This is a genomic window from Acerihabitans sp. TG2 (assembly GCF_035013185.1).
Taxonomy (GTDB): Bacteria; Pseudomonadota; Gammaproteobacteria; order Enterobacterales; family Enterobacteriaceae; genus Acerihabitans.
This window is the reverse complement of record NZ_JAYGJO010000013.1, coordinates 1-13,867: the sequence shown is the minus strand read 5'-3', so window position 1 is coordinate 13,867 and position 13,867 is coordinate 1. Positions and strand designations below refer to the sequence as shown.

The 13,867-nt window shown below is 53.3% G+C and carries 9 protein-coding genes; 6 read left to right on the top strand and 3 right to left on the bottom strand.

Annotated elements, in window-relative coordinates; translation table 11 throughout:
• Positions 1-56 precede the first annotated feature (56 nt).
• The 3 genes from SJI19_RS12960 (at position 57) to SJI19_RS12950 (ending at position 4,066) form a co-directional block, all read left to right on the top strand.
• Positions 57-1,454: an MFS transporter gene (locus SJI19_RS12960; protein WP_323478685.1), complete on the top strand. Its 1,398-nt coding sequence runs from the start codon at positions 57-59 to the stop codon at positions 1,452-1,454.
• A gap of 22 nt (positions 1,455-1,476) precedes the next feature.
• Positions 1,477-3,456 (top strand): glycoside hydrolase family 127 protein, encoded by a 1,980-nt coding sequence (locus SJI19_RS12955; RefSeq protein ID WP_323478684.1) that lies wholly within the window; start codon positions 1,477-1,479, stop codon positions 3,454-3,456.
• Positions 3,457-3,610: 154 nt separating this feature from the next.
• On the top strand, positions 3,611-4,066 hold the full coding sequence (locus SJI19_RS12950; protein ID WP_323478683.1) for a hypothetical protein: 456 nt from the start codon (positions 3,611-3,613) through the stop codon (positions 4,064-4,066).
• A 90-nt stretch (positions 4,067-4,156) separates the two neighbouring features.
• On the opposite strand, the gene SJI19_RS12945 is transcribed toward SJI19_RS12950, so the two are convergent.
• Entirely contained in the window at positions 4,157-5,437 is a 1,281-nt protein-coding gene (locus SJI19_RS12945) for a DUF445 domain-containing protein (protein ID WP_323478682.1), read from the bottom strand.
• A 53-nt stretch (positions 5,438-5,490) separates the two neighbouring features.
• Positions 5,491-6,591: a glycerol dehydrogenase gene (locus SJI19_RS12940; protein WP_323478681.1), complete on the bottom strand. Its 1,101-nt coding sequence runs from the start codon at positions 6,589-6,591 to the stop codon at positions 5,491-5,493.
• Between the two features lie 501 nt (positions 6,592-7,092).
• Between SJI19_RS12940 and SJI19_RS12935 the strand changes: the two genes are divergently transcribed.
• Entirely contained in the window at positions 7,093-9,501 is a 2,409-nt protein-coding gene (locus SJI19_RS12935; RefSeq protein WP_323478680.1) for a DUF3772 domain-containing protein, read from the top strand.
• Between the two features lie 239 nt (positions 9,502-9,740).
• Positions 9,741-11,393: a glucan biosynthesis protein gene (locus SJI19_RS12930; RefSeq protein WP_323478679.1), complete on the top strand. Its 1,653-nt coding sequence runs from the start codon at positions 9,741-9,743 to the stop codon at positions 11,391-11,393.
• 127 nt (positions 11,394-11,520) lie between these two features.
• On the opposite strand, the gene SJI19_RS12925 is transcribed toward SJI19_RS12930, so the two are convergent.
• A complete protein-coding gene (locus SJI19_RS12925) occupies positions 11,521-12,018 on the bottom strand; it encodes a thiol-disulfide oxidoreductase DCC family protein (RefSeq protein WP_323478678.1) in 498 nt (165 codons plus the stop codon).
• Between the two features lie 500 nt (positions 12,019-12,518).
• Between SJI19_RS12925 and SJI19_RS12920 the strand changes: the two genes are divergently transcribed.
• Complete coding sequence (locus SJI19_RS12920; RefSeq protein ID WP_323478677.1) at positions 12,519-13,580, top strand: NAD(P)-dependent alcohol dehydrogenase; 1,062 nt, start codon at positions 12,519-12,521, stop codon at positions 13,578-13,580.
• Positions 13,581-13,867 lie beyond the last annotated feature (287 nt).

Sequence of the window (13,867 nt, the reverse complement as noted above, 5' to 3'; positions counted from 1 at the left end):
TGCAGTAGCGGCTGGGAAGAAGAAGGGCATAGCTCGTATTTAACGAGGAAAAAATAATGTCATCTACCTCTATTGCCTCATCGACAGTTGCACCGACTAGCGTCGGTGGATATTTATCCATACGTGAAAAAATAGGTTATGGTTTAGGTGATGCGGGCGGAACCGTAATGACCTGCCTGATCATGAATTTTCTCACCTTCTTTTATACCGATGTATTTGGCCTAACACCGGCACTGGTAGGCACACTGTTTATCGCTTTACGCGTTATCGACGCCGTATCCGATCCTTTGATGGGCATGGTGGCCGACAGAACCAATAGCCGCTGGGGTCGTTTTCGCCCTTGGCAGCTATGGGTTGCAGTGCCCATAGGGGTTATCGGTGTGTTGACGTTTACGGTTCCCGACGTCAGCATGAATATGAAAATTCTCTGGGCCTTTGTGACCTACCTTTTATTATCCATGAGTTATACCGCCATTAATGTACCTTACTGCGCATTGATTAATTGCATGACCACAGTGCATCGGGAAGTGATTTCCTGTCAGGCTTGGCGTTTTGTCTTGTGTGGTATCGCCGGTTTTCTGGTATCGGTAGGATTGCCCTGGTTGGTGGAGGCGTTGGGCGGCGACAATGTCGCCCAGGGATACCAGCGTGGTGTGGCCATCTTATGTGTGATTGCTGTGATCATGTTTTTATGCTGTTTTTTCTGGGTGCGAGAAAGAGTACCGCTGGACGTTATGGGGAAATTTTCCCCACGCGAACATTTGAGCGGATTGCGTAAAAATGAGCAGCTGTTGTTAATGCTGGTTATGTCGTTTCTGCTTATTAATGTTTTTAATATTCGTGGTGGCGGCTATATGTATTTTATTACCTACGTGTTGCACGGCTCCGCCGTCTATGCGTCGCTGTTTTTTACCTCGGTGACAGTCGCGTCCATCCTCGGTGCCATGATCGTTAATGGATTATCCCATCGTATTGATACCGTCAAACTCTACTTTTATACCAATCTTGTGTTGGCGGCACTGGGTGTGATGATGTGGTTTATCCCCGCCGGGCAGGTTTATCAAAACCTGTGGCTGGTGGTGATCTTCATTAATAATATTATTTTAGGTTTCACGCTGACGCTGCATTTTTCTCTGATGGCGTTTGCCGATGACTATGGTTTTTGGAAAACCGGCATCCGCTCCTCCGGCATGAGTTTTGCCTTTAATCTATTTTTTATCAAGCTGGCTTGGGCATCGAGCGCCGGAATCATCAGTCTGGTGTTTATCCTGGTGGCCTATACCCCCGGCACTGGCCACCAGACCCCGGCGTCGCTGCAGGGTATTACACTGATGGAAACCCTGTTACCGGCGGTCTTTCATTTATTATTGGCACTGGTGCTGCGTTTTTGCCGATTGGGTAATAAGACCATGGCGCGCATTTCCGAGGATCTGCAAGCCAGGCAGCTGTCATAGCACGCTATTAAGGACGTAAATTATGAAACAGTCATCGGATATTGATCTGCACTATCTTACGTTAACCGACCCGTTTTGGCGGGATTACCAGCGCCTGGTCCGGGACGTGGTGTTGCCCTATCAATGGGCGGCGTTAAACGATCAGGTTGCCGATGCGCAGCCCAGCCATGCCATCGAAAATTTCCGCATTGCCGCGGGCCAAAGCCAGGGTGAATTTTACGGTATGGTGTTTCAGGATAGCGATGTGGCGAAATGGTTGGAGGCGGTGGCTTGGATGTTATGCCAGCAACCGGACGAGGGTTTGGAAACCACTGCTGACGGTGTTATTGAGCTTATCGCCGCAGCCCAACAACCGGATGGTTATCTCAATACCTATTTCACCGTTAAGGCGCCTGAGGCACGCTGGACTAACTTGGCAGAATGCCATGAACTTTACTGTGCCGGGCATATGATCGAAGCCGGAGTAGCCTATTATCGCGCCACCGGTAAACCTCTACTGCTGCAGGTGGTCTGCCGTCTGGCCGACCATATCGATGGTATCTTCGGCCCAGGCGAACACCAACTGCACGGTTACCCCGGCCATCCGGAGATCGAGCTGGCGTTAATGATACTTCATGAAGTGACGGATAATCCGCGTCACCTGGAACTGGCACGTTATTTTGTGGAGCAGCGGGGTAGAGAACCGCATTTTTACGATAGTGAATATCAACGGCGCGGTTGCACGTCTTATTGGCATAATTATGGTCCCGCCTGGATGGTGCTTGACAAGGCTTATAGTCAGGCCCATCTGCCCATAGCACAACAGGAAACCGCGGTGGGACACGCGGTACGCTTTGTGTATCTCATGGCCGGCGTTGCTCATCTGGCCCATGTCAGCCGAGATGAGGAGAAACGCCAATCCTGCCGCCGTCTGTGGAACAATATGACCCAGCGGCGGATGTATATCACTGGCGGCATTGGTTCCCAAAGCCAGGGCGAGGCGTTTACCGGCGATTATGACCTGCCCAATGATACCGCCTATACCGAAAGCTGTGCGTCTATCGGATTGATGATGTTTGCGCGACGGATGTTGCAAATGGAAGCCGATGGCGAATATGCTGATGTGATGGAGCGCGCTTTGTACAATACGGTGCTGGCGGGCATGGCATTGGACGGCAAGCACTTTTTTTATGTTAATCCGCTGGAAGTGCATCCCGCAGCCATCCGGTGCAACCATATCTATGATCATGTTAAACCGGTGCGCCAGCAGTGGTTTGGCTGCGCTTGCTGTCCGCCGAATATTGCCCGGATCCTCGGATCGTTAGGCCACTATATCTATACCCAAACCGAGGATGCCCTGCTGGTTAATCTGTATATCGGCAGTGAGCTTACGGTTGACCTGGGATCGCAGTCTCTCACCTTGCGTCAGCGGGGCAACTACCCTTGGGATGAGGTTATCGAGTTGTCGGTGGACTGTCCCGTGCCGGTGACCACTACCCTGGCGCTAAGGTTGCCTGCTTGGTGTCCCTCCCCCAGCCTGATTCTCAATGGGCAGGCGATCCTGCTTGAGGCGCGCCGTGGTTATGCCTATCTGACGCGCCAATGGTCGGCGGGGGATACGCTTCGTCTCACGTTGCCGATGCCGGTACGACGGGTCAGGAGCCATCCAGGGGTGCGCCAGAACCAAGGCAAGGCGGCATTGCAGCGCGGGCCGCTGGTGTACTGCCTGGAGCAAGCCGATAATGGCGCCGATCTGCACAATCTGCGGTTATCTGAACGGCAAGACTATCAACTGGTGGCGGGGGAGGGCGTTCTGGCCGGTAAAACCCTGATCCGCGCCTCGGGAGAACGTGTCGCGGCGATCGAGGGCGCAGCACAACCGCTTTACCGCTTTGATGGCGATATCGCCCCGCGACAGGCGCATCCATTGCTATTTATCCCTTATTTCTGCTGGGCAAATCGGGCGGAAGGGGAGATGCGGGTGTGGGTAGATGAACAGTCACCGACGGTACCCTGTCGGTGACTATCCGTCGGCGTTTGACTGGGTTTTTGTTAAAAAGCCTGTCTATTGTGTATTTGTCACTGACGAACTGGGTTATGGCTGATATTATTGTCCAGAACATGGGCGCGCCGCTGACGGGGCGCCTTGGCTTGTAAGGCGGCAATAAGGCGGCGATATGGATATCTGTAAAAGTATCTTGATGGTGGCGCTGGGCCTATTGCCAGGCACAAGCGCCACGTCTTCAACACGGGTTCCCCTGACGGCCATGACTACACCTAGTGCAGTTAAACCCTGTGTCCAGCCCGCCAATATCCATGATCAAGAGTATTACCAGGCCAGTAAACAGGCCTATCTTGACGCGGGTATGGATAACGAATTAAGCGCCTATCTGGCCACCACCGCTACCGCCATGACCCTGTGCCTCTGGGACGGTGATTTCAGTAAATTTAGTGGCCAGACCTGCTCGGTGGAACTGGATTTCAGCGGCACCCGGCCGGTCAGGCGTTTTGTCGGCGACCGTCAGCTTTGCGACTTCATCCAACGGTATACGGACTCGTTGCCTATCGCGACTCCCCCGGCTTCCTACCTGCGGCAGCACAAGAACCTGTCCATCGAATTTACCCCAGGGTGAGGGGCGGATGGCTGTTTTGCGTAAAAAAACGGCAGGGTGTGACCAGGTATACTCAGGATTCCTGGCCGGGGGGTATTGACGCTCGAACGTCTATGCGATAAGCCATTGATAGACCGCAGGCAACTGGGAAAATAGATACAACATCAGGCCAATAAACCCGCCGACCAAGGTTCCGTTGATACGGATAAATTGCAGATCCTTGCCGATATTGAGCTCGATTTGTCGTGACATGTCCCTGGCATCCCAGCTTTTCACCGTGTCGCTGATATGTTGGGTAAGAAAAGCAGAAAAATCGGGTGCCATATTGTGAGCCGCCGCCTCGATATGTTGATTAAGCGAGGCGCGCAATCCGGCATCTTGTGCCAGCGTTTGGCCAAACCAACGCCCTGATGCGGCCACTTTGCCACGTAATATCGAATCCGGACGGTCTAAATCCTGTTTTAGCCAGTCGCGCAGATCACCCCATAATGCGCTGATATAGCCATTCAGCACCGCGTCGTTTTTCAGGTAGCTCTTGATGATTTCTGCTCGGTGCACTGTGGAGGGGTCATGCTTGAGCCGTTCGATAAGTTTTTGCGCCAGCCGATCGAAACGATGGCGCAGTGCGTGGCCGCGATCGCTGCCAATCTCATCAAGCAGTGAGTTGACTGCGTTGGCCACCGCCGCGGCACTATGCTCGCCGAGCCACTCCGTAGGCAACATCTTTTCTTTTAACGGGTGTTCACGTTTAAGCCACTGGATAATCTGGTCGGCAATAAACGCCCGGGAGGAAGGTTTGTTGAGCAGCGTAATCAATTGACGTAAGGCCGCGTCCAGCAGCTCTTGATGGCGGCCATCTTTGGTTAAACTGTCCAGAACGGTGGCGATGGACGCGGATAAATCCATTTTATCGATCGCCGCATGCAGCGCGTTGCGGATCAATCCCTGGATCCGGTGATCGTCGGTAAAATCAAGCAGTCCGCGCGTCAACTGCAAGATATGCCCACCCAGACGGTCGGCGTTGTCAGGGGCGGTAAGCCAGCCAGCGATGGTTGCAGCCGGATCCTGTTTACGTAGTAGTTCGGCGATGGAGGAGGTATCAAGAAATTTTTCCCGCACGAAGCGCGCTAAGTTATCAGCGATTTTATCCTTATTGCGCGGAATAATGGCGGTACGACCGCTGATAAAGGGGATAGGTATGCGCTGAAACAGCGCGACCACCGCGAACCAATCGGCCATAGCCCCCACCATAGCGGCCTCGGAGATGGCCTTGAGGCCATCGCGCCAAAAACCCGGTGGAAAAAACAGGGTCAGAACAAAAAGCCCCGCCGCGCTTGAAAGCAGCAGCAGGGCAATACGTTTAATACTATCCAGTTCCGCGTGTTTCGTCATGGTGCTGTCAATTATCCTTGCCGGACGCGGACGGTGCAACCTCAACCTAGATGTCAGTCACGCACTGATTGACTGAACGCATCCACGGCGAGAATGGCCTGGGCCACATCTTGTGCTGTCAGGTTGGGGTTGAGGTTGTGCAACGTATCCCCTTCGCTGCAGGCCAGCGCGCCGACTTTGAGTAAGTTGTCAAAACTTTCGTTTTCCAAATGAATATCTTTAAGTGTAGTCGGCATCTTGATCAGACGATAGAACCGAATATATCGCGCTATTTCTTCATCAGGACGCTGCTCCAGCACCATTTGCGTCAAGGTACCATAAGCCACCTTTTCGCCATGGGTCAGATGATGAATATCGCCTTTGATGGCGGTAAAACCATTATGAATGGCGTGTGCTGCGGCCAGCCCCCCATTTTCGAAGCCCAGGCCCGACAACAGGGTATTGGCTTCGACCACCGCTTCCACAGCGGGAGTAACGCAATGTTGTTCCACCGCTTTATAAGCACTGTAACCGTAAGTCAGCAGGGTTTCTTCGCAAGCACGGGCAATGGCCATGCCAGCGATGGTTGGTTTGCCGCCCACCATAGACTGGGCATGGCTGCGTTTTACCGCCAATGCCTCCACATAGGTCGCCAAACCGTCGGCGATACCAGAAGCAAACATGCGTACCGGTGCCTGGGCACAGACCTGAGTATCGACCAGCACCAGATCCGGGTTTTTATGATAAAAGCGATAAGTGTCGAAAACCCCTTGATCGGTATAGATCACCGACAGGGCACTGCAGGGGGCGTCAGTGGAGGCAACGGTTGGCACGATAGTCACCTGTTGTTTTAATTCATCCGCCACCGCCTTTGCGGTATCCAGGGTTTTACCACCGCCCAGCCCGACAACAATATCGGTACCGGCTGCGCGCGCGACGCCCGCCAGGCGCACAATTTCGTTGCCGGAAGCCTCGCCATTAAAATGCTCATAATGGAAATCAATCTTCGCCTGTTCAAGAGAAGTCTTAACGCGTTTACCGGTAATTTGCCATACGATATCGTCGGCAATCAGCAGCGCTTTTGTGCCCATGGTGGCAAGATGCTGACCCAATTCATCCAGTATCCCTCTGCCCTGCACGTATTTAGCGGGGGATGAATAAATAAAATGACTCATAATATTGGCCTCGTGTGTTATTAAAGATAATGATGATAACAATCCATCACTCAGCACCGTTCCGTGTAATACAATTGATGCGGTATCGTCGCCGGGGCTCTCGACGTGTTTTAGTCAGAGCACCTTGAATTAACTTAATTGTAGTGCAAAAAAAAACAGACCTTTTCCCGAAAGTGTGCAGGGTTGTGTCTGATGGTGTGGCCTATGGCTATGGGTCATCGGACTTTATCAACAACAGCCACTACTGCACTCCTGTGGGGAATCAGTATGATCATAGATGGTGCCCCACAATCGGCCGTGTAGGCTGTCCCATAGCAGGTTATGGGCGGTGTAAACGGTTTATCAGTGTGGGTTACCGCTATGCGGGTAACAACATAAAAGAATGTCGCATGTAGACTAACCGGCGTAGCGGCCATGGCATCGTTGATTTTCGGAATAATGTATTCTATGCATAAGCTCGTAAGAACCGTTTCACATTGTTGTCTCGGGTGGGTCATTGTCATGGCGGCAGTACTTGCGCCAATGGGCGGCGCCAGTGCCGCCGACGCTACTGCACCGGTTGCCACCGCAGCCCCGGCCGCGCAAGTTAAACTGGTTGCGAACGTAGAGCTGCCCAAACTGCAAAAACAGCTTGATACGCTTAAGCAGCGAGTTTCCGCCGCCACCAGTGACAATCAGTTGAGCACCCTAAACGAGGCTACGCAGAAACTGTCCGTTGCAGCCGATGCGCTGGTGGCCTCAATCCAGCCCGACCGTGCGCAGGTACAGGGGCAGTTGGATGTTCTCGGCCCGCCACCCGCCGAAGGCGCCATGGCGGAGACCAGTGTGGTGGCCCAGCAGCGCATTGTCCTGAACAATCGTAAGACCTTGATAGATTCACAACTTGAGCATGCCAAGGCGATCAGTACCAGCGCGACTAATTTGTCGGCACAAATTGCCGATATCCGCCGTAATGCGCTGCGTACCCAAATGGCATTGAACTCCGGCAGCATTTTGGCGGGCAGTTTTTGGACCCCATTGTTCAATCTGTCCCCCGAAGATAAACAACGTCTGGATAACCTCGGTGAGGATTTCGTCGATGCGTGGCAATCCGCCTGGGAGCCCGACTGGCGAGTCGGTTCTGCCACGCTGCTGGTGATGGCACTGGCCATTTGGATCTTCGGTTCCCGTCTGCTGGATAAGTTGTTGGAATGGTTTAGTATCCACCTTCTGCCGGAAGGGCGTTTACGTCGAAGTTTCCTGGCCTGCGCCAGCGCCCTGGCCACGGTATTTAGCGTTGGGGTGGGGGCAGAGTGTCTCTTTTTGCTGTTTACCCGCCATCCTGACGTGCCGCAGACGGTGATAGACTTTGCCAACGAGCTGTTTATTCTGACCCTGTTCTCGGCTCTGGTGTCAGGCCTTGGTCGCGCGTTCCTATCGAATAAGCGCCCTTCCTGGCGCCTACCGGCGATCTCCGACCCGATTGCCTTAGCCATGCGGTCATTGCCGCCGATGTTGGCCTCGTTTATTTTGATTTTTGGCACCGTGGAGCAAATAAATAATCTGGTGGGCACCAGCGTAGCCACCACCATTTTCGGTAACGGCATCTCCTCTTTGCTTATGGCATTGACCGCTGGTTATGCGCCGCTACGCACCAACCGCGCCCGACGCAGGCTGCTGGCGCAAGGGGGGCAGCCGGAGGCGCGCACCTTGATTGCCGGGTTGATTCATCTGAGTATTACGCTCACGGCTATCGCTATTCTGGTTTCCTTACTGGTCGGCTACATTGCCCTGGCCCGTTTCTTGAGCTATGAGCTGGTATGGGTAGGGCTGATCCTGTGCAGCCTGTATCTGCTCATCCACCTGGTGGTGGATCTGAGTGACGCGCTATTCTCTCCCACCACCCTGATTGGCCAGCGGATCAAGCATTCGCTGGGACTCGACGACCGCCATTTATCCCAGGCGGCTACGGTGATGTCGGCTATCGGCAAAACCGTATTGATTCTGCTGGCGGCGGTGGCCTTGATCAATGGCACCTTTGGATCAACTACGCCGTTGTCATTGTTAAGCAAAGCCATCGATATGTGGGGCGGCAAAGGGCTTGAAAAGCTCAATATTGTGCCGGCCCATGTGATGAATGCACTGATTTTTCTGGCCATTGGCGTGTATGTGCTGCGCTCCGTGCGGCGCTGGTTGGATAAGGACTTCCTACCGCACACCATGATGGAACCCGGTATGCGCGCCTCGCTGGTGATTCTGTTTAGCAACCTGGGTTATATTCTTATCACCTTGTTAACGCTGTCTACCCTGGGTATTCAGTGGAACAACCTGGCCTGGATTGTTAGCGCCTTGTCGGTGGGTATCGGTTTTGGTTTACAGGAGATCGTGAAGAATTTCATCTCCGGCCTGATCCTGCTCATTGAGCGCCCGGTGAAAGTCGGGGATTTGATTACTATCAGTGGTGTTGAAGGCGATATCCGGCGAATTAATGTCAGGGCGACGGAAATTCAACTGGGGGATCGCTCAACGGTGATTGTGCCAAACTCGCAGTTTATCTCGCAGAATGTGCGTAACGTCACTATGGGTAATGCACAAGGGGTGGTGACCATCGCCTTGACCTTCCCGTTGGATATCGACCCGGAAGCGGTACGTAACCTGTTGCTTGAAACCTACCATGATCATGAATCAATCCAGGAAACGCCCGCACCATCGGTGAGTTTTAGCCAGCTTGGCCCAAGCGGTATCGTGCTGAGCGTGACCGGATTTGTTCGCAGCCCGCGCATTGTCGCCTCCACCAAGAGCGATCTGTTGTTCGAGTTACTTAAGCGTATGCGTGCTGGCGGTATTGTGTTGTCCAGCCCGCAGAAAATGATTTTTGAAAACTCCCCCCTGGGCACCACGCCAGTGATAGTCGATCGCAGTGCGCAATAGTCCCGGGAGGGGTTAAACGTCTAACGCAAGCGTTAATCCCATTGCAGTTGAACGCTTTTACCGTAAACTCATTGGGGCTGTCATATGTTTTGCTGGAATTGTTGGTGGAATTATTGCAGCCACTCGATGTCGAAAAATCTGAACCTCGTGGAACGGCGCGTCCGATGCCCGGCGCGTCGCCAACCGACGAACGGCTCCGCGTGGATAATACTTTGTAATATATAGGAACTTTTTCCGGCATGGAACGAAGATCATTTATTAAAGCGTCATTGGCACTGGCTGCATACTGCGGTACTCCCGCCATGGCTTCGTTGTTTATGCGTTCGGCGCTGGCTGCCGACAATGTCGCCGATGGCAGTGCCAGTGCATTCGATTTTTCCACGCTGAAAACCATGGCCGCCAATCTGGCGGGGCAACCCTTCGGCGGTCCACCGGCGGAGTTGCCCAAAACGCTGGCGGACCTGACCCCCCAGGCCTATAACGATATACAGTACGACGCTAACCACTCCCTGTGGCATGACGTGCCAGGGCGGCAACTGGATGTGCATCTGTTTCACGTGGGCATGGGATTTAAGCGTCGGGTGCGCATGTATTCAGTGGATCCACAGTCCCATTTGGCCAAGGAGATCCATTTTCGCCCCGAATTGTTCAATTACCATAATGCCGGGGTGGACACGGCCCAGCTCCAAGGCCGCAATAATCTGGGTTTCGCCGGCTTCAAGGTCAATAAAGCACCGGAGTTGACCCGGCGGGATGTGGTGTCGTTCCTGGGCGCCAGCTACTTCCGGGCGGTGGACGACACTTATCAATATGGCCTGTCGGCCCGTGGTCTGGCGATAGATACTTATACCGATCAGCGCGAGGAATTCCCTGATTTTGTCGCGTTTTGGTTCGACAAACCCAAACCTGCCGATACCACGTTTACCCTGTATGCGTTGCTCGATAGCCCCAGCGCCACCGGTGCCTACCGTTTTGTCATTAGCTGCGAAGCACAACGGGTGGTGATGGATATCGAAAAACATATCCACGCCCGCACGGCAATTAAACAGCTTGGTATCACGCCGATCACCAGTATGTTCAGCTGTGGTACCAACGAGCGGCGCACGTGCGATACCATTCATCCGCAAATCCACGACTCCGATCGCCTGGCCATGTGGCGCGGCAACGGCGAGTGGATCTGCCGACCACTGAATAACCCGCAAAAGCTGCAGTTTAATTCGTTTGTGGATGAGAATCCCAAGGGCTTTGGCTTATTGCAGTTAAATCATAATTTTGACGATTATCAGGATGTTATCGGCTGGTATAATAAACGACCCAGTCTATGGGTCGAGCCGATTGGCGACTGGGGTAAAGGGGCGGTCAACCTGATGGAGATCCCCACCACGGGTGAAACGCTGGATAATATTGTGTGTTTCTGGCAGCCCGCAGAACCCATCCAGGCCGGCGGGGAGTATACCTACAGCTATCGCCTGTATTGGAGCGGGGAACCACCCGTCCACAGCCCGCTGGCGCGGATAAAGGCGACCCGTACCGGTATGGGGGGGTTTCCGGAGGGCTGGGCACCTGGTGAGCATTATCCGGAAAAATGGGCACGCCGCTTTGCCATTGATTTCGTCGGTGGTGATATCATCGCCGCTGCGCCCAAGGGCATCGAACCGGTGATCACCACGTCCCACGGCAAAATCGATAGTATTGAAATTTTGTTCGTGCAACCGATGAACGGTTACCGCGTCCAGTTTGATTGGACGCCGGACAGCGACTCAGTGGTTCCGGTGGAGCTACGGATGTTTTTACGCTGCCAAGGGCAGGTGCTCAGCGAGACCTGGCTTTATCAATACTTCCCGCCGCCGCCAGATAAACGCCAGTATGTTGACGACCGGCAGATGAGCTAACCGATCCGTGCGGCTTCTGGTGGATGGGGCTGGACGCTCCGTACGCTGGAAGCTGGAAGCTGGAAGCCGGAAGGCTACGGCGAGGTCAGGTGAGTGAGCTAAGCTAATGCGGATGACACCTTATTCATTAGCGATGACCACCATCAAGATAACGCCGGCCTTGACCGTCAGCCGGTGGTGGGGTGCCCGCCGGCAGTTTGCCGAACCACCGATAACGGTTACGGGCTACTGCGTAATAGACTGCGTCGCGCAGTGCAGGTGGGAAAAAACGCATGATCCTAAGGGCTCGCCACGGCCAGCCAAGCTGTCCCAGGATGGCGATAAATGCATCTGATTTTACCGTAACGTCGCCGTTGGCGATGTAGGCGATGGTCGTGAAGTTATCCGTGGGCAAACCCGCCCAGCGCAACAAGTCCTGGCCAGTCGGCGATTGCACCGTCGCCAAATGTATTTTTTTACCAGGATCAACGCGGTTAAGCCACCGCACCAGACGCTGACACAATACACATTCCCCATCAAACAGCATCACTCGCTCACCGGCCAGCAAATGGGGTGGCGGCGTCAGTCGCTCGTTACGAATAACATACAAATTCGGTGGGGTGACTTTGCGTTTGGCGTTCGGCATAGTGCTTACCTCGGTGTGAAACCTATCCCACGCATTGCGCGTTCTCATGTTCCTCGCGCCATGTAACGACCGTGGAGCCTGCCGGGTCAGTCTCGGCCACTGGAAATACCTGTTTGAATATCGGGCCTTTTCAGCATAGGCATTTGTAGGGAAAATGCAGGGATCACCATCACATTGCCACTATGCGACACCATAATCAGCTGCATTAATTGTAATGATATAACCTATATATTAGCAGCACATTTTGGGTTACTGCGCCCAAGGATTGTGATTATCATCCTGATGTAAATAATATGTCCTACACTTATCACCTTACCAACACAGTATAATTAACTCACCGTGCCCGGCTTATCACTCCGGATGGACTGGGTGAGTATTACGCAAACCACCCTTATCCTGGCAATAGCGGTCACAATTCATTACCCACACTACACTTGGCAACGTCGCGCTCATCGAGATGACACCGCCATAAACCTGGGTTGAAACACTGGAGAAAAAACATGTCCTTTACTATTCTCGGTTACGCCGCACAGTCCGCAGATACCAAATTGGCCGCCCACAAATTTGCTCGGCGCGATCCCCGTGCCGATGATGTGGTCATTGATATTCTTTATTGTGGCGTATGCCATTCCGATCTGCATCAAACCCGAAATGACTGGGGCGTGAGTGTATTCCCCATGGTTCCTGGGCATGAAATTATCGGCAAAGTGACCCGCGTCGGATCCGGTGTCAAAAAACACCACGTAGGCGATCTGGTCGGCGTGGGTTGTCTGGTGGATTCCTGTCAACACTGTATATCCTGCGAACACGACCTGGAACAGTATTGCAAAGAGGTGGCCACCCAAACCTATAACGACAAAGACCGCCACGACGGCTCGCCAACCTTTGGCGGTTATTCGGAAAAAATCGTGGTGTCTGAAAAATTTGTACTGAAAGTACCGGAAAAACTGGATATTAAATCCGCTGCGCCATTACTGTGCGCCGGCATTACCACCTATTCCCCCCTGCGCCACTGGAACGTCAAACCGGGCAGCAAAGTGGCGGTAATCGGCCTTGGCGGGCTTGGCCACATGGCGCTCAAACTGGCGAAAGGCATGGGGGCGGAAGTCACGCTTTTTACCCGCTCGGCGGGCAAAGAAAACGAAGCACGCCGTTTAGGCGCCGATCACGTGGTACTGTCTTCCAAAGCGGATCAAATGGCGAACGTTGCCGGCCAGTTTGAACTGATTATCGATACCGTGCCCTACCAACATGACGTCAACCCCTACATGTCTACCTTAAACCTTGACGGTACTCTGGTGTTGGTCGGGTTATTGGGTCAACTGGAACCGGCAGTACAAACTGCGCCGATGATCATGGGACGCCAATCCATCGCCGGATCGCTGATTGGCGGTCTCGCCGAAACCCAGGAAATGTTGGAGTTCTGCGCCGAAAAAGGCATCACCTGCGATGTGGAAATGATCAATATCCAAGACATCAACGAAGCCTATGAACGCATGCTGAAAAGCGATGTTAAATACCGCTTTGTCATCGACATGGCATCACTAAAGAAAACTGCCTAAGGCGTTCCACCCACCTCTATGGTGCACTGGGCCGGCAAACGCTGAACTTACAGCAGTTTGTGTCAAAGGCCCAGTGCGCCCCTGGGGATAAAATAATCTGTTTCGGTTTTGCCTGCACCGTGGCAGGCCGTCAACATGAGTACCAAGAGCGAACCGGTCAGACGCGTTATTTCCATAGCTTGTTTCCATCCCTATTATGGACCGTCAAGATTATAAGGATCTTATGGATCCATTTGTACTGTATCACTCAGGCTTCCAGAGCAGGTAGGGACTACCAATTACCATAC